At 59.9% G+C, this 21,343-nt stretch carries 20 protein-coding genes; 3 read left to right on the plus strand and 17 right to left on the minus strand.

The genetic code is table 11. From position 1 onward, the window contains the following. Positions 1-140 precede the first annotated feature (140 nt). Positions 141-1,679, plus strand: coding sequence for an RtcB family protein (locus FAES_RS17140; RefSeq protein WP_015332492.1), 1,539 nt, complete (start codon positions 141-143; stop codon positions 1,677-1,679). A 56-nt stretch (positions 1,680-1,735) separates the two neighbouring features. On the opposite strand, the gene FAES_RS17145 is transcribed toward FAES_RS17140, so the two are convergent. From FAES_RS17145 to FAES_RS17220, 16 genes are all read right to left on the minus strand, one after another. Further along, positions 1,736-2,305 carry a hypothetical protein gene (locus FAES_RS17145; RefSeq protein WP_229364497.1) on the minus strand — a complete coding sequence of 190 codons (570 nt, stop codon included), beginning with the start codon at positions 2,303-2,305 and terminating at the stop codon, positions 1,736-1,738. 92 nt (positions 2,306-2,397) lie between these two features. Then, positions 2,398-3,264 (minus strand): chromate resistance protein ChrB domain-containing protein, encoded by an 867-nt coding sequence (locus FAES_RS17150; protein WP_015332494.1) that lies wholly within the window; start codon positions 3,262-3,264, stop codon positions 2,398-2,400. Further along, positions 3,230-4,708, minus strand: a complete 1,479-nt coding sequence (locus tag FAES_RS17155; RefSeq protein ID WP_015332495.1) for an amino acid permease — start codon at positions 4,706-4,708, stop codon at positions 3,230-3,232. Before FAES_RS17155 ends, FAES_RS17150 begins: the two co-directional genes overlap by 35 nt. A 127-nt stretch (positions 4,709-4,835) precedes the next feature. Then, positions 4,836-5,669 carry a mycofactocin-coupled SDR family oxidoreductase gene (locus FAES_RS17160; RefSeq protein ID WP_015332496.1) on the minus strand — a complete coding sequence of 278 codons (834 nt, stop codon included), beginning with the start codon at positions 5,667-5,669 and terminating at the stop codon, positions 4,836-4,838. Continuing rightward, positions 5,662-6,246 carry a carboxymuconolactone decarboxylase family protein gene (locus tag FAES_RS17165; protein WP_051054186.1) on the minus strand — a complete coding sequence of 195 codons (585 nt, stop codon included), beginning with the start codon at positions 6,244-6,246 and terminating at the stop codon, positions 5,662-5,664. The genes FAES_RS17160 and FAES_RS17165 overlap by 8 nt, the downstream gene beginning before the upstream one ends. Positions 6,247-6,331: 85 nt before the next feature. Then, on the minus strand, positions 6,332-7,801 hold the full coding sequence (locus tag FAES_RS17170) for a phytoene desaturase family protein (RefSeq protein ID WP_041258029.1): 1,470 nt from the start codon (positions 7,799-7,801) through the stop codon (positions 6,332-6,334). 119 nt (positions 7,802-7,920) lie between these two features. After that, positions 7,921-8,802, minus strand: coding sequence for a cyanophycinase (locus tag FAES_RS17175; RefSeq protein ID WP_015332499.1), 882 nt, complete (start codon positions 8,800-8,802; stop codon positions 7,921-7,923). A gap of 12 nt (positions 8,803-8,814) precedes the next feature. Then, positions 8,815-10,164, minus strand: a complete 1,350-nt coding sequence (locus tag FAES_RS17180) for a RagB/SusD family nutrient uptake outer membrane protein (protein WP_015332500.1) — start codon at positions 10,162-10,164, stop codon at positions 8,815-8,817. 134 nt (positions 10,165-10,298) lie between these two features. Then, on the minus strand, positions 10,299-13,328 hold the full coding sequence (locus tag FAES_RS17185; protein WP_041258030.1) for a SusC/RagA family TonB-linked outer membrane protein: 3,030 nt from the start codon (positions 13,326-13,328) through the stop codon (positions 10,299-10,301). 212 nt (positions 13,329-13,540) lie between these two features. Further along, positions 13,541-14,356 (minus strand): phytanoyl-CoA dioxygenase family protein, encoded by an 816-nt coding sequence (locus tag FAES_RS17190; RefSeq protein ID WP_041258032.1) that lies wholly within the window; start codon positions 14,354-14,356, stop codon positions 13,541-13,543. A gap of 10 nt (positions 14,357-14,366) precedes the next feature. Then, positions 14,367-14,825 carry a DUF4395 domain-containing protein gene (locus FAES_RS17195; RefSeq protein ID WP_015332503.1) on the minus strand — a complete coding sequence of 153 codons (459 nt, stop codon included), beginning with the start codon at positions 14,823-14,825 and terminating at the stop codon, positions 14,367-14,369. Positions 14,826-14,840: 15 nt separating this feature from the next. Further along, entirely contained in the window at positions 14,841-15,773 is a 933-nt protein-coding gene (locus tag FAES_RS17200) for a DUF1684 domain-containing protein (protein ID WP_015332504.1), read from the minus strand. Positions 15,774-15,776: 3 nt separating this feature from the next. After that, positions 15,777-16,100, minus strand: coding sequence for an ACT domain-containing protein (locus tag FAES_RS17205; protein ID WP_015332505.1), 324 nt, complete (start codon positions 16,098-16,100; stop codon positions 15,777-15,779). A 412-nt stretch (positions 16,101-16,512) separates the two neighbouring features. Beyond that, positions 16,513-17,076, minus strand: a complete 564-nt coding sequence (locus FAES_RS17210) for a tetratricopeptide repeat protein (protein WP_015332506.1) — start codon at positions 17,074-17,076, stop codon at positions 16,513-16,515. A 110-nt stretch (positions 17,077-17,186) separates the two neighbouring features. Next, on the minus strand, positions 17,187-17,537 hold the full coding sequence (locus FAES_RS17215; protein WP_015332507.1) for an MmcQ/YjbR family DNA-binding protein: 351 nt from the start codon (positions 17,535-17,537) through the stop codon (positions 17,187-17,189). Then, positions 17,534-17,722 (minus strand): DUF6728 family protein, encoded by a 189-nt coding sequence (locus tag FAES_RS17220; RefSeq protein ID WP_015332508.1) that lies wholly within the window; start codon positions 17,720-17,722, stop codon positions 17,534-17,536. Before FAES_RS17220 ends, FAES_RS17215 begins: the two co-directional genes overlap by 4 nt. A gap of 421 nt (positions 17,723-18,143) precedes the next feature. On the opposite strand from FAES_RS17220, the gene FAES_RS17225 reads away from it, so the two are divergent. Both FAES_RS17225 and FAES_RS29105 read left to right on the plus strand, forming a co-directional pair. Further along, entirely contained in the window at positions 18,144-19,055 is a 912-nt protein-coding gene (locus FAES_RS17225) for a hypothetical protein (protein WP_015332509.1), read from the plus strand. A 194-nt stretch (positions 19,056-19,249) separates the two neighbouring features. Continuing rightward, complete coding sequence (locus FAES_RS29105) at positions 19,250-20,806, plus strand: sensor histidine kinase (RefSeq protein ID WP_051054188.1); 1,557 nt, start codon at positions 19,250-19,252, stop codon at positions 20,804-20,806. 16 nt (positions 20,807-20,822) lie between these two features. On the opposite strand, the gene FAES_RS17235 is transcribed toward FAES_RS29105, so the two are convergent. After that, positions 20,823-21,257 (minus strand): response regulator, encoded by a 435-nt coding sequence (locus tag FAES_RS17235; protein ID WP_015332511.1) that lies wholly within the window; start codon positions 21,255-21,257, stop codon positions 20,823-20,825. Positions 21,258-21,343: the final 86 nt, after the last annotated feature.

Raw genomic sequence — 21,343 nt, forward strand, 5'->3', positions numbered from 1 at the left:
GCTGCGCTGTCATTGGTAGTCATTGATGGTCATTCGTTGCGAAAAACAATGCATGACTATCAATGACAACCAATGACCACTAATGACACCGAAGGCAAATGACGGCGCAGCCCAATGACCACAAATGACTACCAACACCCATGAACACCTCCTTTTCACTTGACGAATTACTGGCGCTGGGACCTATTCCCGAGTCGCTACAACCGGTGTTTCTGCGCGTGGCCAATGGGCTGACGCAGCGGGCCGACTACCCCAAAGCGTATGTACTGGGCTTACTGGCGCAGATGCTGCAAAGCCCGAAGAAGTTCGCCTATTCGAAAAACAAGGTCACCAACCTGGCGCGGTCGGTGTATGAGCTGAGCCAGCAGGGCGTCGCTATTCCGCTGAGTGAAACGGGGGCAACGTACCTGCCCGCCGAGCCAGCGCCCTACGTGCTGAACACCGATCAGAAGCAGACCGAAACCGCCTTCGGCCTGCGCGAGGGACCACTGCCCTACGCGGTCTTCGGGCGTGATTTTATCGAAGAGGGGGCGCTTAAACAGATGCATACCGCCGCCAGTCTGCCGGTGTCGGTGGCCGGCGCGCTCATGCCCGACGCCCATCAGGGGTACGGACTGCCCATTGGTGGCGTGCTGGCCACGGAGGCCAATACCGTGATTCCGTTTGCGGTGGGCGTCGACATCGCCTGCCGGATGTGCCTGTCGATCTTCGATTTATCGCCCGATTTTCTAAAGCGCGAACCGCATTTGCTGAAGAAGTCGCTGGTGGAACAAACCAAGTTTGGCATCGGTGGCGAAACCCGCGAGAAGCTCGACGAAAGCGTGATGGACCTGCCCGAATGGCGCGCCACGAAGGTGATCCGCGACCTGAAAGACAAGGCGTACCGACAGTTGGGCAGCTCGGGAACGGGCAATCACTTTGTTGAGTGGGGCATCGTGGACGTGTATGCCGACGAAACCGGAGCAGCGGCGGGCCTGAACCTGCCACCGGGCAGTTACCTGGCCCTGCTCTCGCACTCGGGCTCGCGGGGGTTTGGCGGCAACGTGGCCAATTACTACTCGAAACTGGCCATGCAGAAGACGAAGCTGCCCAAAGAAGCGGCGCACCTGGCCTGGCTCGACCTGAACACCGAAGAAGGGCAGGAATACTGGATTGCGATGAACCTGGCGGGTGAATACGCCTCGGCCAATCACCACGAAATCCACCGGAAGCTGGCCAAAGCACTGCGCCAAAAACCGCTGGTGATGGTGGAGAACCACCACAATTTTGCCTGGAAAGAACAACTGGCCGACGGCCGTGAGGTGATCGTGCACCGCAAGGGCGCGACCCCCGCCGGTCCCGACGTGCTGGGCATCATTCCCGGCTCGATGACGCAGCCCGGCTACGTGGTGCGCGGGTTGGGCAACGACGCATCGATCAACTCGGCGTCGCACGGAGCCGGGCGGCTGATGTCACGTACCCAGGCGTTCAACACCATCACGCGGTCGCAGTGGACCAAAGCCCTCACCGACGCCGACGTGCAGCTGGTGGGCGGGGATCTCGACGAAGCACCGATGGTGTACAAAGACATCGACACCGTCATCGACGCCCAGCGCGAGCTGGTATCGGTGTTGGCGAAGTTTACGCCCAAAATTGTGCGCATGGCCGACGCCAACCGCAAGGAAGGCCGGGAAGACTGAGTTGGCGGGCTAACGGGTCGTGCATGGAGTAACTCCTTGTGAACGACCCGTTAGCCTTAGAACGCCAGTCCGAATTGAAAACCGATCGTAACGCTCGTGGGGCGGTCGTTGCCGAAGCGGACGGGTAGCGGTATAGCCAGGAAGTAGCTTACCGGACCGGGGCGGCGGAAGGTTTTGTTCAACACCGGCGTAACCCCATAGCGTCCGCCCGTTTCAAACGCCAGCCGATTGGCGAGCGTGAATCCCTTGCCCAGTCCCACCAGCACACCCGGATGAAACAGCACATTGTTGACCCGGCTGACGCCTGCCTCGGACCGGATAAACGGCACGATTTCCAGCGAATAGCCAATTTTGGCCGTCTTCCAGATGTTGACCCCAACGGGAAAACCGACCTGGTAAAAATTCTTAAAATTAACCACCGGCGCATCCTGACTGAACGTCACGATCGGGTGAAGAATCCCCTGATATAGCACCGTGCGGGGGTAATCATGAGCCGGAGGTGCCTGCTGGGCGTGTGTCGCCAACGGGGTCAGGGTTAACAACAGGCTGACGGTTAGCAGCCCGATGGGCCGGAAAAACAGCGTTTGACAAAAGGTTGAGTAGCCGTAAAGCATGCGCGTAAACATAGCGTTGACCGGGCTCGGCATACCAGAACCAAACCCGGTTACAAGGCTATGAACGCTTCGTTGGCTGGCATAGCACAAAATTTCCTTTTGGCCTATTCTTTACCTTTTTGGGCCTGTTTTCGGTAGGCCGACGGGCTGGTGCCGACGACTTTCTTGAACACCCGGGTGAAGTGGCTCTGGTCGGAGAAACCCGTCAGGTAGGCAATGTCGAGCAGCGAATACGCGGGCTGATCGAGGAGTTGGATGGCTTTGTCGATGCGCAGTTTGCGGATGTATTCGCCAAAGGTGAGGTTGTCGAAGTGGGTGGCAAACTCCCGCGACAGGTACGTTGGATTTAGCTGCACCGCTTCGGAAACGGCTTTAAGGCTGATGCCCGCCGGACCGCCGATCCGGTTAGTATCGACGTGTTCCTGAATCAGGGTTTCCAGTTCGCGAATCCAGCCGGGGGTACGTTTTCGGGCTTTCTTCTGCAACGCCAGGTACGTTGCCATTACCTGCGCAAGCCGGTTTTCGGTGGGGCTTTGTGTGTGTTTTTCGTGTTGCAGGTACGTTGCCCAGCTGTACAGCGCGTCGTAAATGACCATGCCCTGCGCCAGTAGTGCCTCGTCGTCCCGTAGGTTATGGGCCAGCCCGGCCGAGATCGCCCACAACCCGGCGGCCTGTTCGGCCAGCGCATGGTTGTCGGTGTCGGCCCCGCGCACGATGGGCGCCATCGTGTGCAGGGCCGGGTCGCGGAGGTCGTATTTTTTCAGGAAGTAGTCGAAGGTGCAGTCGGTGCCGTAGTGCGAAAACTCAACGCCGGGTACGTCGAAGGGCGTAGCGCCCAGGGCGGCGGCCTGCGCCAATACCTCGTCGGCAGGCACGAATACGATTTGGGCCTCGGGGTCGATAAACCGGCGAATAAGCCAGGGGCAGGCAATGCGGTCAATCTTGGGCCGCTCGCGGGTGATCCAGATCATCACGTACGGTAGAAAGATACAGTTTACTGCGTTTTTTGCCGTAGGCAAAATAGATCGCCAGGCCAATGGCCAGCCAGATCACCAGCCGCAGCCAGGTGTCGCCGGGCAGCGAGACCATCATCACGAGGCAGGTCAGAATGCCCAGTATCGGCACCACGGGCACCCAGGGCGTGCGGAACGCGCGCGGGGCATCGGGTTGTTTTTTGCGCAGGATCAGCACGCCGAGGCAGACCATCACGAAGGCCAGCAACGTGCCGATGCTCGTCATTTCGCCCACGACCCGGATGGGTACAAACCCGGCGAACAGGCCGATGAACACGCACAGCAACACGTTGGCTTTCCAGGGCGTACGGAACCGGGGATGCACTTCGGAAAACGTTTTCGGCAGCAGCCCGTCGCGGCTCATCGAGAAAAAGACGCGCGACTGCCCCAGCAGATCAACCAGAATCACGGAGGTGTAGCCGATCAGGATGGCGCCGATGATGAGTTGACCCAGCCAGCGGTAGGGCGTTTTTTCGATGGCGATAGCGACCGGAGCCGCGCTGTTTTTAAACTCGGTGTAGTTGGCCATGCCGGTCATGACGTAGCCGAAGAGCACAAACAGGATGGTGCAGACCACCAACGAGCCAATGATCCCGATGGGCATGTCGCGCTGGGGTTTCTTGGCTTCCTGCGCCATCGTCGCCACAATGTCAAAGCCGATAAAGACGAAAAAGACCACGCCCGCACCCCGCAACACGCCACTCCAGCCGTATTCGCCGAACGTCCCGGTGTTGGCCGGAATGTAGGGCTGGTAGTTGGCCGGATCGATATATTGCCAGCCCAGCGCGATGAACACGAGCACGACCAGCACTTTGAGGGTCACCACGATCGCGTTGAAAATGGCCGACCCCGACGTGCCGCGAATGATGATGCTGGTAATCAGCACCACGATCAGCACCGCCGGTACGTTCAGGATACCCGACACGGTTGACCCATCGGCGCCGGTGGCGGTTTCGAAGGGCGACAGCATGAGTTGTGGGGGCAGGTGCAGGCCGTAATTGCTCAGGAACCGATTCAGGTATTGCGACCAGCTGATGGCTACCGTAGCCGCCCCAACAGAATATTCGAGCACCAGATCCCAGCCGATAATCCAGGCGAACAACTCGCCCAGCGTGGCGTAGGCGTAGGTATAGGCACTGCCCGAAATCGGCACCATCGCGGCAAATTCGGCGTAGCACAAGGCACTGAACGCACAACCCACGGCGGCCACCACAAAGGATAACGTCACGGCCGGGCCGGCATGGTTGGCGGCGGCAATGCCCGTGAGCGAGAACAGGCCCGCACCGATGATGACACCAATACCAATGGCAACTAGATTAAAGGCCCCCAGCGAGCGCTTCAGGGTATTTTCGTTACTCTCGGCGGCTTCTTGCCGCAGTCTCTCCAGAGATTTAATTCGCATAGGTATGTTCGTTTGTTGCCATTAGGCTACGCCGTCATTGGTAGTCATTGATGGTCGTTCATAGCGAAAAACAATGAATGACCATCAATGACTACCAATGACGGCGTAGCCTAATGACCCATAGCATTCAGCGCGTCAACAGGCCCGCATCGAGCACGAATTGGGAGCCGGTGATGTAGCGCGCGCCGTCGGAGACCAGATACAGCACCATGGCCGACACGTCTTCTGGTTCAACCCAGGGCACCGGCAATAAATTTCCGGCCGACCGTTCGGCAATTTCCTGCGTGGTGGTGCCTTCCAGCGCCGCCAGCCCGTCATTCATCGGCGTGTTGACGCCTGTGGGATGAATGGAATTGACGCGTATGTTGTAGGGAGCCAGTTCGATAGCCCACGATTTGGTCAGGCCGACGAGTCCCCATTTTGAGGCGGCGTAATGGCTCAGGCGGTTCATTCCCCGCAGCCCGGCAATGCTCGAATTATTGATAATTACGCCCGATTGCTGCGCCATCATGATCGGAATCACTCGCCGCGCTACCAGCCACGCGCCCTTGAGGTTGATGTCGAGCATGGCATCCCAGGCGTCTTCGGTCAGTTCGTGGGCCAGCCCGTAGGCGCAGATACCCGCGTTGTTGAAGAGTATGTCGATGCGTCCGAACGTGGCCATTGCCTGCTCCACGGCGCGGGTTATGTCGGCATCGTCACGCACGTCGCCCGTAACGGTCAGGCAGCCAACCGATGCGTCGGGCCGTCCGAGGGCTTCAACGTCCTGTTTTAGCTGGGTCAGTTCGTCGGCCGAGCCAAAGGTATACGCTGGGTACGTCAGGTTCTTGGCGACGTCGAACGCCACGATGTGGATGCCTTCTTTGGCTAAAGCGAGCGCTACGGCCCGGCCCTGTCCGTGGGCGGCACCGGTGATAAACGCCACCTTCTGGGCGGTCTGATTCGTGGCTAGGTCAGGCATGGGTAGTGCGGTCCGGCGATCCGGTTGTTCGGTCGGCCGATTGGGTTAAAGGTAGGTACGGATACAGGTAGTCGTCGATGGTCACGTGCAGGACGTTATTGATCAGGTTCGTGGCAATCATCTGCCCGGCAAAGGCAACGAGCGTGACCACGTCCCCGGCCGAAAAGCGGTGCCCGATGGGTGCGTACACCTCGTCAGGTACGTCGCCCCGGTTTTGGGCGATGGCCGCGCCGAAATTCAGCAGGTGCTGCTCGGCATCGGTCAGGCGCAGGTCTTCGGGCCGTTCGCCATTCTGGATGATGATCTTCCGGAAAAAGGTGGTGCAGAGCGGACAGTTCGAGGCTTCCGAAATAGCATGCGCAAACAGATACGCCGACCGTTCGCCCACGATGCCGATCACGGCGTGGTAGAGCGGGTACCATTGCATGTACACGTCGAACGCCAGCGGCGAATGGCTCAGCGTGGCTTTCATATTCGTGATTCGGGAGCCGGGGTAGTCGTCGATATGTTTCGCCCAGGCAGCTTTGAGCGCGTCGGAGGCGGCGGTTTCGGGCAAGGGGTCAATGCGGGGGGGCATAACGTCTGGTCTATGAGTCATACGAAGTAAGGCAAGTTACGACCGCAACCGCTGCCTCGCTACGTACCGGCCATCACCCACTCGGCTACGAACCAAGCAGGGAGATGGGTACGTCCTTGCCAAAACTGTCACGCAGGGCGACCCGGGCCGCGTGGTACCCGCACATCCCGTGCACGCCGCCTCCCGGCGGGGTAGCCGACGAGCAGATGTACACGCCCGATTTGCCCGTCTGGTAGGGCGAGAGGCTCAGCGTAGGCCGCGTGAACAGTTGCCGCCAGTCGATGATGCCGCCGTTGATATCGCCACCCACGTAGTTGGGATTCCAGTCCTCGACCTGCGCTGTATTCATCGTATGTCGGGCCAGAATGCGGTCGCGGAAGCCGGGCGCAAACCGCTCGACCTGCCGCTCGATCGCCCCGGTCATGTCGACGATCGAGCCGTTGGGTACGTGGCAGTACGCCCAGGCGGTATGCTGGCCGGCGGGCGCCCGCGTCGGGTCGAATCGGCTCTGCTGCGCCAGCAACACGTAAGGCCGGTCGGGGTGGCCGCCGTCGTAGGTTTGCTGCTCGGCGGCTACGATGGCTTCCAGCGTGCCGCCGAGGTGGATGGTGCTCGCCCGCTCGCAGTCGGCGTTGGTAAACGGAATGGGGCCATCGAGCGCCCAGTCGATTTTGAAGATGCCGGGGCCGTAGCGGTAGTGCTCCAGTTGCTTTCGGTAAATGTACGGAAACCCATCGCCCACGATGCGCAGCAGTTGTTTGGGCGTCAGGTCGAAGAGCACCACGCGCGATTTGGGCAGGTCGGCCAACGAGCGCACCGGCCGACCGACTTCGATCTGCCCACCCAGCGATTGCAGGTAAGCCGCCAGCGCGTTGGCGATCTGCTGCGAACCACCCTTGGGCATGGGCCAGCCGGACCCGGATTCGGCCCGTTGGTGTCCCGCGGCCATCAGCACCAGCGCAATCGCCGAGGTGGTGAGGTTGGTGAGGGGCTGAATGGCGTGGGCCGCCATCCCCGCCAGCAGCCCCCGTGCCTCGGTGGTTTTGAACCGACGGGCCAGGTACGTGGCCGGCAGCAGCGCATCGAGGCCAAACGAAGCCAGATCGATCGGGTGGTTCGGAAAACGCAGTGGCCCCAGCAGGTCGGGGGCCAGCGTGGTCCAGTGCTGCACAATTGGCTCAAAGAGGCTTTGGTACGCGGCCGCATCGACGCCAAAGCGTTGAGCCGTTTCGGCCACGGAACCCGCCAGCACGGCCGCCCCGCCCCCATCAAACGGGTGCGCGGCGGCCACGGGTGGGTAAATCCAGTCCAGCCCGTACTCGGCCAGGGGTAGCTGCTGAAAGAAGGGCGAGCCCGCCGCCAGTGGATGAATCGCCGACCCCATGTCGTGCACGAAGCCGGGCAGCGTGAGTTGAGTCGATCGGGTGCCGCCCCCGATGGTGTCCTGGGCCTCGAGCACAACGACCGACAGCCCCGCTTTCGCCAGCACGATGGCCGCACTCAGGCCGTTCGGGCCAGCGCCCACAATCACCGCATCGTAGTTTGTTTCCGCCATTCGTTCGCGTGATAAACTGGTAGTCATCCCCAATACCCGCCTGCAAGGTACGCCAGGGCGAGGTATTCGACCGTTCGCCGGGGTCGATTCAGGGGCTCCGGGATCAAAACTGGCGGGCGCTATTTGGCGGGTTCGTTGGGCCGTTGCGCTGGCTGGTTGATCACGGTTCGGTTCAGGATATCAAACTGCTGGCCTTTGCCCAGGAAATAAAACGGCCCGCCCGTGCTGTTCTGCCCCGACGGGTACTTTGCCGAACTGCTGATCTGCTGGCTGTCGTAGATACCGACGAACGAGTTACCCAGCACCTCGAAGGTATTTTGCCGCACCACCACCGCCGTGCTCTCATCAATCCCGATGCCCAACAGTGCCGGCCGCGCCTTAATCACCTCGATCAGGTCGAACTGACGGTTCCGGCGCAACACGTGCTGATCGACGGTCAGGTTCTTTACAAAACCCAGCCCTTCGGTATGGTCGCCGACCAGGATGCTGTTGCCCTTGGTATCGCCCCGGACCATAAACGAGCCCAGGATGGTGGCCCCGGCCGACGTTCCGCCAATCACGCCACCCCGGCTAAGCAGGGCATTGAACTCCTTATGCGCCAACGTATTCAGGTACGAATCGGCCAGCCGCCAGTGCCTCCCCCCATCGAACCAGACGGCGGTGGCTTCGCGCAGGGGCTTTACAAACGCCTCCTGATTGGCTTGTTTGGGGTCGCGGGTGTGGAGCAGCGTGACATGGGCCACGCCCAGTTCCTGCAACCGTTTCTGGGTACGTTGCCCGGTGGCCGTCAGGGTCGAGTCGTCGCCCGCCGTGGGGATTACCACAATCCGGGCGTTGGCCGCCCCACCCGCCAGTTCGATAAAGCGGTTCCAGATGTCGGGCGGGATAGCGCCTCCTCCGACGATGACCAGTGCGCCTTTTTCGGGACCGGTCGTTTGGGCAAAGCTGAGGGTCGTCAGTGTGGTCAGCAGCAGGACCAGTACGATGTTGATGCGTTTCATACAGTTGATGGATTAGTAGCCGGGGTTTTGGGTCAGCACCTTATCGGCCAGGATTTCGCTCGTTGGGATGGGCAATATATACTTGTTGGCATCCGTGATACCCAACACCGTCGCTACCCGGCCCGTGCGGATCAGGTCGAACCAACGGTCGGTTTCGAAGGCAAATTCGAGTCGCCGCTCGGTCTCGATGGCCAGCAGCAGCGATTCCGCCGTTGGGTTCGTCGTGGCAGTCAATGCCGTCAGGTCGGCGCGGCTCCGCACAGCGTTCAGGTCGGCCAGGGCGTCGGAGAGTTTACCCAGGCGGGCACGAGCTTCGGCCCGGATCAGGTACAGCTCGGCAATGCGGATCAGGTAAGCCGGGTCGGTGCCGGTTGGCGTGCGGTAATACAGGCGGCCATACCAGAGGTTACCCGGCGGGGCCGTCTGCGCAATCACCGCCGACCGGTTGCCACCCACCTGCGGGTTGTTGAGCAGGGCCACGAGTTGAGCGTTGGGCGCCCACTCCCGCCGACCGCTCAGGGCGGGGGGCAACCACCAGTTGCTGTGGCCGTTTTTGAACGAATTGGAATACGCCAGTTCAAAAATTGACTCCGTCGTGTTCACGGCATTGTTGGCAAAAAATGCGCTGTAAGGCTTCACCAGTTTGTAATTCGTGGCGTCGTCGATGAGCTTGCTGGCGTAGCTGTCGGCCTGCTCCCACTCGCTCCGGTAGAGGTGATACCGCGCCCGCAACGCCCAGACCGTCTTGCGCGTCACGCGGTTGCGGTTGGTGGTGTTGGCCAGCAGCGGCTCGGCGGCGGTCAAGTCGGCCAGCACCTGCGCGTAGGTATCGGTCAGGCTACTCCGTACAATCCCGACGTTATCGGCGGCAGTGCGGGTGGGTTTCAGCACCAGTTGCACGCCGCCCCAGCCCCGCGCCAGATCAAAGTAAGAAAGAGCCCGAATCGCGAGGGCCTCTCCCTGCAACTGCCGCTTACGATCGGCGGTCAGCAGCGGGTCAGTCAGCGTCGGCACGGTTTCCAACAGGTAGTTGGCGGCAAGGATCGTGCGGTAAATAGCGCTCCAAGCCGAGCTAACGTACCCATTGTCGGCGGTTAGTTTGCGGGCGGTGATCTCCTGCGGGGCACCCTGCGAACCCGTCCACTGGATGTCACCCCCCGACAGGTAGGCCAGCGCCGGGAAGTTGGAGCCGTAGTAGCCATCGTTGCCCAGCCGGTTGTAGAGGCCATTCAGCGCGACCTCGGCGGTGGCAGCGTTGGTAATCGCTTTTTGTTCGTCGACCTGCAAATCAGGCTGTACGGTCAGAAAATTGCTACAGCCCGATAGCAGCAGCAGGGGCAGGAGCCATTTACGAGTATTCATGCTGGTTGAGTTTAGCCGTATGCGGTGGCGGTGCTTCGTCACGCCGTCAGCGGATGCCGTTCAGGGCCTGAAGGGTTGTTTGTTGATGAAGTAGCTGAACGACAACCCGCGACAACGCGACGAAACACCCGGTTTTATAAGGTCAGATTCAGGCCGAACTGGGCTGTGCGCGGGATGGGCGGCGTACCCAGGTCGTAGCCCTGCGTCGTTGCGTTGGCGGTTACGTTCACTTCGGGATCGGGGCCCTGATAGCGACTCAGCAGCCACAGGTTCGAGCCGTTGTAATACACCCGCGCCGACGAAATCCCCACTTTACGCAACAGAGCCTTGGGAAGCGTGTAGCCCAGCACCACGCTGCTCAGGCGCACAAACGAGCCATCTTCCACAAAGCGACTCGTGGGGCTCAGGTTGTAGTTGTTGCCCAGCGTCGTAACGCGGGGTACGTCGGTGATGTCGCCGGGTTTCTGCCAGCGGGTCAGCTGGTTTTTGTTGATAGCCCGCCGGTCGTCGCGCGTGCCACCCGATTCGTGGAAGAAGCGGTTGCTGTTGTAAACCAGTCCCCCCGAACTGAAATTGACAAACACCGACAGGTCAAATCCTTTGTAAGTCAGGGTGTTGTTCAGACCACCAACGAAGGTGGGCAGTGCCGTACCGACATACTGCCGGTCGGCGGCCGTAATGACCCCGTCTTTGTTGTAATCGTCGTAGACGGCATCGCCCGTTTCGGGGTCAACCCGGAGTTGCTTGTAAACGAAGTAGGCGTGGTACGGATAACCCTGCACCAGCCGCTCCACGTTGTAGCTGGCATCCACGGGAATCGACAGTTTTTCGATCCGGTTACGGTTGGCCGAGATATTGAAACTGGTATTCCAGGTGAGGTCTTTGCCCTGAATGTTCACCGTGTTCAGCCCCAGTTCCAACCCCCGGTTGCTGATTTCCCCGTCGTTGCGGAATATGCTCGAAAAGCCGGTGCTCTGCGCCAGTGGCACCTGAATCAGCAGGTCGTAGGTGTATTTCTCGTACGCGTTGATTTCCAGCCCGATGCGGTTGTTGAACAACCCGACGTTCAGCCCGGCGTTGATCTGCCGGGTGGTCTCCCATTTCAGGTCGGGGTTGGCCAGTTGCGTGGGGAACGTACCTGGGTTGTCCTGGTAGTTGAAGCCCCCACCCCACAGGCCGCGTGAGGCAAAATCGTTGATGCCGTTCTGGTTGCCCGTCCAGCCGATGCTGGCGCGGAGTTTCAGGTCGCTGATGGCGCGTAGGTCGCGCAAAAAGCCTTCCTGCTTGATCTGCCACGCCACCCCCGCCGACGGGAAATAGCCCCAGCGGTGATTCGCGCCGAACCGGCTCGATGCATCGCCCCGCAGGCTGGCTTCGAGGAAGTACTTGCGGGCGAAATTGTAATCGACCCGCCCGAAGAACGACACCAGCCGGTTCTGGCTCCGGGCCGACGACGAGGTGGTGACCGATGCCGACGACAGCTGCCGGAAATCGTCGGACGGGAAGTTGGTGCCCTGCGCCTGCGTCTGTTTGTTTACGTTCCCCTGAATGGTATTGCCCACCAGCACCCCAAACGCATGGCTGTCCAGCGTCCGCCGGAATTGCAGCGTCTGTTCGTTGATCCAGATCGTGTTCTGGCTTAGGCTCGACGTACCCAGCCCTTTGTTGGCGCTTCCCCGGTTGGTCAGCGTATTCCAGTATTCGTATTCGTCATAGAGGTTATAGTCGAGGCTCCAGCTGCTGCGAAATTTCAGGCTGGACGCCGAACGGCCCTGCAGGATATCCCACTCGCCGTAGAGGTTGCCGATGTAGCGCGTGCTCGTCGACTGCATGTCGGTGTTGTTGATGAGCACGTCGAGGTTATCGAAGCCCGCCCATTTGGCATACGACCCGTCGGCGTTGACCTTCGGCAGGTACGTTGGCGTGTGGAGTGCCGCCTGCAAAATACCCCCCTGCGGGCCATCGCCCACCCGGGCGTTGCTCCGCGTCGACTGGGCGAAACTATTGCTGGTTCCCACCCGAATGTGGTCGGTCAGCTCATGGTCGAGGTTGAGTTTAAAACTGGCGCGGGCGAAATCGTTGGTGCGCAGCGTGGCCTGTTGGCTGGTATAACCCCCGCCGAGGTAAAAGCGGGTTTGCTGGTTACCGCCCGACACCGACAGGTCATAGTTTTGCAGGATGCCCGCGCGGAAGATATAGCCCAGCCGGTCGTAGGTTGGCTGCTCTTCGGGCAGGCCGCGCCCACCCTCCGTGACCGGGCGGAACGGCCGGGTAGCGACCGGTTTGCCATCGTTGATCCAGGCTTCGTTGATGATGGTAGCGTGTTCGGGGCCGGTCACCAGGTCCCAGAGTTTGGGGGCCCACGCCTGCCCGGCCGACGTGTTCAGCGCCACTTTTGTTTTGGCGTTGTACGCCCCGCGCTTGGTCGTGATCACCACCACGCCGTTGGCCGCCCGTGCCCCGTAGATAGCGGTCGCCTCCGCGTCTTTCAGAATCGAAATCGACTCAATATCGGCCGGATTCAGATCAGCCAGGGGGTTGTTGGCCTGCCCCTGCGTCGTAATTTTCTGGAGGCTGTTGTTGTTGATAAACACCCCGTCGACCACGTAGAGCGGATCGTTACTGGCGTTGATGGAGGTGTTGCCCCGGATGCGAAAATAGAGCCCGTCGCCCGGCACGCCCGTGTTGGCCGATACCTGTACCCCGGCCACCCGGCCCTGCAACTGCTGCTCGAAGCTGGCAACCGGGCGGGTCTTGATTTCTTCGGCGTTGACCTGCGTCACCGAGCCAATGAGGTTCTTGCGCTCCTGCGTGCCGTAGCCCACCACCACCAGTTCATTGAGCTGGGAGGGGGCTTCGGTGAGTGTCGCGTCGAGGGTGGTTGAGCTGCCTACATTCCCTACCGTCAGTTCGGCGTTCTGATAACCGATCGCCGAGATAACCAGCACCTGCCCCGGCCCGGCGGTAATCGAATACCGGCCGTTGCCATCGGTGCTGGTGCCCTTGCCTTGCCCTTTCAGCACCACGTTGGCGCCGGGTAAGGGTTGGTTGTCATCCGTCCGGATGGTGCCGCTGATTTGAGCCGTTTGTGCCAGCAACCGGTTGGGCAACAGCAGGCCCATTAGTAGCAGACAAGCCGCTACTGATCCAATAAACGTTTGCATTATCGCCTTGGTTTCGTGAAAAATGAGCACGGTCCGACGGGTCGGTTGCCAGCACTCTGTTACAGGCCAACCGACCCGGTTGCCGCCGATTCGGTTGGCCTGATGGGACCCTAGGTGAGTTGCCGCTCCTCTATGGCCTCCTGTTGTAACCAGCCCAATCGAGTCCGTCAGGCTATTCATCAGGCCGTACGACCTGGTATTTCTTGCGTTACCTAATCCTGAATCCGCTTCGCAAACCGGTGGTAAAAGGGGGTCCGGCTGCTGGCGTCCTTGGGCTGGTAGTCGCCCGTGATGATGGGGATATACATCACCCGGCGGCGGCTGGCGGCGCCAATGTGCGGCGACTGCTCAACGCGGTGCCAGAGGTTGCCATCGTGGATGGTGAGGTCGCCCGCCTCGATGTCGAAGCCCACCTCCCGGCGATCAGGTCGATGATCGATAAACTGGCGTTTGCGGAAGAGCGTCAGCAGCGTGCTTTGCCGGTGCGTGCCGGGCAGCACCCGCAGCCCCCCGTTCGATTGCGGGCAGTCGTCGAGGTGGAGCCCCACGTTGAGCATCGGCCGGATGCGCCCGCCCAAAAACAGGTCGCGGGGGCTATCAGTATGCCAGCCCATGCGCGAGAAGCTCGACTCCGATGCCCGCACGTAATGGTTGACCACCAGCCCGTCTTTCTCTTCGGGGCTGATCCGGCCCTCGTAAGGCGTAAGAAGCTGGGTAAGGGCCTGCAGGCGTTCGTCGGCCAGGAACTCCGTCAGCAGCGGGCTGTAGTGCGACGTAAACGCGAACCGCTGCACAATCCGGCGCCCGGTTTCGTCATGGCCAAATTTGATGGGTGTCCCGTTGATCTTGTCGATGCCCTCGGCAAGCCATTCGGCTTCAACCCGGTCAATGTCAGCCAGAAACGACTGTACCGTGGAGCGGTCGACAAACTGTTTGATGTGGAGATAGCCGTTACGGCGGAAAAACTCGAGTTGCTGGGTGGACAGTAGTTCGTGAAGTTGAACCGGGGTTTCGGTGATGGTCAGCATGCGGATGAATTTAGTTAAGCGCCTTCGGAAACAGACGCACGTAAAGAGTATAAACGTAGCAACCGGCGCAGAAGCCAAGCCCTGACTCCAGCGCGGCAAACAGGGCCAGCACGGCGGTTGGAATAAGGGTGGGGCTACCCGCCAGTTGCAGGCCGGCAATCAGCAGACTGAACCCCAGCCCGATGCGGGCCGCGAAGCGCTTGGGGGCCTGGTCGGTCCCTTTATAGGAGAGATTAAGGGCGCTTACCAGCCAGTCGGCCACGTACCCGAGCGGGCTGTAGCGCGCCCATTCGGAGCCACGAAGGCCAAAATCAATCAGTAACAGCAGGGGCAGCAGCAGGCTACCGGCCCATAGGGAGGCCGTCAGGAGGTAGACGATGGCGATGGTCAGGACCAGCCCGGCCACCAGCCGGACTTTGGTTTCATTGACCTGGACGCCATCCGTTGGACAAATGAGTTGTTTGCTCATGGCAATATCGATGAATCAGTGGTTACCGTACCGTTTTTCGCCCGCCCGAACGGCCGTCGCCAGTCGGTTCTGCTGCGGGGGCAGCGGGCAGGTAGCAAAGGGCGTAAAGGCACACGGTGGGTTGATACTCTGGTTGAAGTCAAGCGTGACGTTGCCCTGCTCATCGGGCAGATCGGCGTACAGAAACCGGCCCGATCCGTAGGTGTCGTGGGTATTGGTCTGGTCGCCAAACAGGATAAACAATTTCCGGTCGCCTTCCCGAACGGCATCGAGCCGGTAGGTTTTCCCCTGATGCTCAAAAACCAACGTACCCGCCAGCGGCTGTTGCGAGGTCTGGCCCGTAACGTCCAGAATCGGGATGGTGCGGGGCGCGGTGGGGCGTTCGAGGTGGGCCGTTACGCGCCAGCTTTCGTCGGCCGGAAACCGCTCGATACCCGTAAACGCCTTCAGCAGCGGGCTGGCCAGATCGCGCAGCCGAACCGCGTACCGATCGCCGCGCTTGATCACAAACCAGCGCAACGACCCGTGGCTGAGCGTAACGGGTTTCGTCAGATCGGGCGAAAAAATGGTTTTCGTAGCCAGCACGGGCTCGCCGTCGGCCAGGACGGTGGCACCGGGGGCCGCCTCAAACTGCACCGTCCCCTTCACCAGCCGGAACGTACCCAGCTGGGCGGACGCGCGGTCGGCGGGAAACGTCAGGTCATTGCCCAGGTCGGCACCGGCTTCGTTGGCCCCTTCTTTGAGCCAGAACAGCCCCGCCAGGTTCAGCCAACCGGTTTCGCTCCGCAGCGATTCGAGCCGCTGCTGATGCCAGACGTCGAGTCGCTGCCGGTAGGTTGGCTCGTCGGACCGGAAGCCGATGAGGGCCAGACAAGCTAATCCCCAGAACCAGAAGAACGTGCGGGCGTAGGGGTTTACCGGGCCCGTTTCGATGATCATTTCGTCCATGGCTTAGTCGTTGGTTAGTTCGTTGATGCTCACCACGCCCCGGATCGCCCGCAGCTGCCGCTGCAACACGGTCCGATGGGTTTCGTCGGGTACGTCGACCGTCAGGTAGCCCGTTACCCGCACCCCCGCCTGCACGTCGAAAGTCATGCCCAGAATGCGGCAGCGGTCATCTTGCGGCACCGCCTGCGTGATGTCGTTGACGAAACTGGGGCGATCGAAACCGGTGATGTAATAACTGGTTCGTGCGCCCGCTACAGCCACTGGGGTGGAGCGTGTTGCCGGCCCGCCCGACAAAATTGCCTGTGTTGCTGGTTGTGCTGGGTTCATGGGACTCAAAAACAAGTTATAGCCTATGTAATCTATCTATTTGATAGATTTATTCCTTAAATAAATAAGCCAGCGTGGTACTGACTTAGGCCTGACGACTACAGCGATCTGTAGCGTATTCGGTGCGGGACAAAGTTGGCACGCGATTTTATACAATGCAAGTAATAGCTAAAAAAATGATTGTCAGCCTTTTACGTATTAGTCTATCTAGTTTGCGGACTAAATGCGTATTTTACTGATTGTTAGCCTTTTTCGGCCCATGCGCAGCACAAGCCTCTCCCTGCACGGCCAGTCTGTCTAGATGCAGAAATGGACTGGTTCCCGCAAGAATCCGGTGATTTAACCCTACTCGCGAATAAAATGCTGTACGTTCAGATGGCTTGGTAGCTGGCCAGAGGTGGCGAATTGGCCGTTAGTTACGGCCGCTGTTGGCGTGTTTGGGGCGCGAAAATGGCGGCTGACGCAGCAATTGGAAGGCGTTTTCATCGCCCAGCAGCACGGCCCGGCGCAGGTCGTTTTCGGCCTGGCTCAATTGCCGGAGCTCGATCCGGGCCAGGGCGCGCCAGCGGTAGGCGTCGGGGCGTTCGTCGCGGATGTGCCACACGGCCTTATCAAATTCCCGGAAGGCTTCGGTGTATTGCTCGACCCGGTAGAGCGCAATGCCCCGGTCCAGGTAGCAGTCGGCCAGGGTATTGTCGCGGTTGACGGCCTGGGTGAGGTCGTAGATAGCCGAGAAGTGGTTTTCCAGCAACAGCTGACATTTGCCCCGATAGGCATACGCCACCGCCGACTGTGGGTATTTCTGGACGGCCTCGTTGAAGTAATCGAACGCCGCCTCGATTTCCCGGTTCTTCACCAGCTGAATTCCCGCCTGAAACCGCTTGATGTCTTTTTCGGAGGCTGTTTCATGGTCGATCAGATAGTACCGGAGCACCAGGTAGACGACGAATAAAAAGCCCAGCAGTATAACCTCCATACCACGCTGTTCCTACGATTTACGGATAGCTAAATTACGCAGATCCCCACACATAATGGGTGTTAAAACTAGTTTACTGGTCAATAATTGCCGATTGGTGGCGAGGCCGCTCAACCCAGCGTTTGCCGAACGGCTTTGGGCAGCCCCGCCACGACCAGCTCATAGGAATGGTCGATCAGCTCGCGAATCAGGCTATCGCGCAGCGATCCATCCGAGGTGACGGTGTTCCAGTGCCGTTTGTTCATGTGGTAGGCCCCTTCGATGGCCGCGTGTTCCTCGCGCAGCAGTACGGCGCGCTCGGGATCGCACTTGAGACTCACCCGCATGGGGCGGCTCTCCATGTCGCTAAGGGCAAACATCTTCCCGGCCACCTTAAACACGAGCGTGGTTTCATCGAACGGAAGCGACTCGGTAGTAGCGGGCTTGCTCAGGCAGTACGCGCGCAGGTCATCAAAGCTCATCGGAAAAAGGCGCGGTAAAGCATCACCAGCAAACAGAACAGGAACATGATGATGGAGATCCGGTTGATCCCGTGCATCATGCGCAGGTTTACGCTCGTTGGCTGGTTGGGGTCGGGTTTACGAAATACCCGCAGGAAGTAATTAAACACCGGCCCAATCTTGAGATAATCAGTTAAACGGCTCACAGAAAGTGTGTTTTAGAGTTTGACTGCCGGATGAACAACCGCCCCGTTGGGCGCGGCTCCACCTACAACTATAGCGTTTTGGCTGGCAAAAAGGTTTACCATCCAGACAAAAATAGGGCTGGCAGCCGTCCACAAACTCTTACCTGCCAACCGATCGTTTTGGCTAGCCCGGTTTGCGCTGACCTAAGTGGGCCAAATAATCAATCGGCGCGGCCAAAGTGCCCGCCATCTGGTTATCTCAGAGGACAAATGAGTAACTCGTTGCCGCCGCCTCAGCCCTGTCTGGGTACGTTGTAGCGGCATCGCGTTGGCCTGAGCTCTGGCTTCGCCGCCTCGTCGGTCGACTTTGCGGCTTCGGTCAGCGAGTCATTGGCGATACCCGCCAGCGGCGAGACTTTTACGACCGGTAAACAACAACGTTATGAGCAATCACTACCTGCGGGTGGGCTTTATCCTTCTAATCCTCCCCATTTCCATTGCCCTGCGCACGGGCGATGTACTCACCGATGTTGGCGTGACGATGGCCGACGTGCGGACAGGTACGTTGCATTGCCTGCGCCACGAAGGCCTGTTGTCGTTCACGCCCAGTTCGGCGATCCGGGCCGCCGCCGCGCGGATTCCGCCCGGTTCACGCGCCGCCACCGTGCAGCTATTGGGTAAGGTGGTGCGTAGCTACGTCGAATCAGACGCATTCCGGCACGACTACCAACAGTCGTTACAGGGGCCGTCGCCCGACGGCGACAGCCGGGAGGCGCAACAGGCCGATGCCGACGAGACGCTCAACGCCGAATTGCTCGCCATTCAGCAGGCCTATACGCACCTGGACCCCGCCGTGCTTTACAGCGGCATCACCACGCAGTTGCCCCAGATGGAGGCCGAACTGGCCACACTTCAGGGCGACGACCGGCGGCTGATGCAACAGCACATCACCGAAACGAGCCGAATGTTGTCGGACTACGCGGGTAAACCCGCCGAGTTTAAAAAGCAGTATCTCGCGTATCAGCTCCAGCAACTGCGGCAAAGCGCCCGGCCATCGGCCAACGACGCCGCTACCGGGCGGGCGAAGGCAGCCTCGTCCGCTGCTCGGCGCCGCATTCCGAAAGCGCAGCCCGATGTACGGCCTGTATTGCGGAAGCAATTGACGGCCTTCGTTGCGCTCTGTAACGATGTCGATTTTAGGGCTAAACTCGTCGCAGACGGGGCGCGTCAGGAGTTTGCCAATCCAGCTTATCGGGCCAAGTCGGCTACCTGGAAGCTCCTGTTCCGGATGGGCAAAGAGCCCGTTATGGCCGCCCGTGCTTTCGCGCAGGCGTGGCTGGCCGACTTGCACTGATTAGCGGATAAAAGTCAGCAGTTACCTTCATGTAGTGACCGGTCAGACCACGCGTTACGCTACATCGATGCTATCTATCTGGTAAGTACATTTTTTGTACCTTGCCTGTAGAACCGTACCAGCTTACCCGATCAAGATCGCCCGTCAGGGCAGGCCGGTGCGGCTGGTTACTGCCTACCGTAACCATGAACGTAATGAATAACCAGGTCGCTGACCTGTTGCCCGGTGCGCTGCCCGCTCCGCAAAGCGGCGTATTGTTGTTACATCCCGTTTACCAGCCCGATGGTATGCTGACCGACTTACGGCTGGGTATGCTTAACCCGCAGGCAGAACGCGACACGGCGCAGCCGATCAGCGCGATCGAGGGGCAGTCACTGCGCCTCAGCTTTCCTCAGTTTATCAACGCGCCGTTATTGCCTCTGTATCAGGATGTACTCGACACGGGGCTATCCGCTCGGTTCGAGTGCCCGGCCGACTCGACGCAGACGACTCCCTTGCCAGGCTACGAGGTGTCGGCTACGCGGCTGGCCGATAACCTGCTGCTTACCTACGCCGACCTGTCGCAGGCCCGGCAGCACGCCCAGCTCATGGAGGTAATCCAGGGCGTCAATCCGGCGGGGGTTGTGTTGTTCGACCCGGTCTGGGACGATTCCTGCGAAGAGACCCCGCGCCGGATCGTCGACTTCATTTACACGGCCGTCAATAAGACCGAGCTGGAAATTACCCGCAAACCCGCGGATCAGTTGATAGGCCATCGGCTGAAGACCGTATGTCCCAGCGCCGAAGCGTTCGGGCTGGTGGGGGCGCTGATCGAGGCGGTGCATACCAACCAGCCCACCGAGTGGCTCATGCCTTATTTCGGGGATGGCATCAGCGGCTGGTTTCAGTCGGCAGCCGTGCGGCATGGTGAGCAAGTACTGTTCACCTTTCTGGAAGTTACCGAACTGAAGCAGCATCAGGAAGCCCTCGAAATGGCCATTCAGGAGCTACGCCGCGCCAACGATAACCTCCAGCAGTTTGCCTACGTGGCCTCGCACGATCTCCAGGAGCCCCTGCGGAAGATTCAGTCGTTTGGGAACATGCTGGCGGTTGGCCAGGCCGCTACCCTCGACGCCAGCACCCAGGATCTGATCCAGCGCATGCAGGCAGCCGCCAAACGCATGTCGGTGCTGATCAGCGACCTGCTTACCTATTCGCGCCTCACCACCCAACAGGAGCCGTTCAGGCCGGTATCGCTGACCAATCTGCTCCCAATGGTGCTGACGAACCTTACCGAGGCCATTACCGAATCGGGAGCGCAAGTAAACTGGTCCGAGCTTCCCACCATTAACGGTGACCCCGCCCAGTTAGAGCAACTGTTTGATAACCTTCTGGCTAATGCCATCAAGTTTCGGCACACCGACACGGTCCCCATCGTTACGGTTTCCGCTGACTGGCTTCTCTTCAACGACATTCCCCAGGCGGTCAGGGCGCGTCTGCCAAACCGGCTGCTCCAACAGCCCGGCCAGCAAACATCCTTCTGGGCGATCAGCATTACCGACAACGGCATTGGCTTCGACGAAAAATACCTCAACCGCATCTTCGTTGTTTTTCAACGACTACACGGCAAGAACAGGTACCCCGGCACCGGCATTGGGCTGGCCATTTGCCAAAAGATCGTCGACAACCATGGCGGGGCCATCACGGCCACCAGCGCACCCGGCCAGGGCAGTACCTTCACGGTCTACCTGCCCGCCCGGGGCCAGGAGTAGCTTCGGCGGCAGCCACTCAGTTGTTCCGGCGGGCGCGGTTGGGGTGCAGGCAGTCCTGCCAGTAGTCGATGATAACCTTCAGTTGGTGGCGAATCTGGAGAATATCGCTCTGCTTTTCAAAAAAGCCCTGAATCGTCAGCTCGTAGGCTTCATCGACCAGTTGTTCGTAGGCGGGGTGGGTGAAGAAAATAAAGGGAATGGCTTTTTTCCGAAGCTTGGGATCCTGTTCGATTTGCCGACGAAGTTCCAGCCCGGTCATGCGGGGCATGGTGATTTCCGAGATAATCAGGAACGGCTTCTGCTCGGTGGTCTGTAAGAAGTCAAAGGCGGTTTCGCCATCGTTGAACAGCAAAACGGGATGGTCGGGGGCTAACTCTTGAAGGATGGGTTTCAGCAGCTCCTGATCATCCTGATCGCTGTCGATAAAAAGAATTGGTTGGTTGGCGTTCATTAAGTAAAGCGAGATCCAGGTGTATTTTCTACAAACCCAGTTTCGCCCTAAAACGCCCAACTCAACGGCCAAGAACTGAGCCTGTG

Origin of the sequence: Fibrella aestuarina BUZ 2, from assembly GCF_000331105.1 — a bacterium.
Lineage (GTDB): Bacteria > Bacteroidota > Bacteroidia > Cytophagales > Spirosomataceae > Fibrella > Fibrella aestuarina.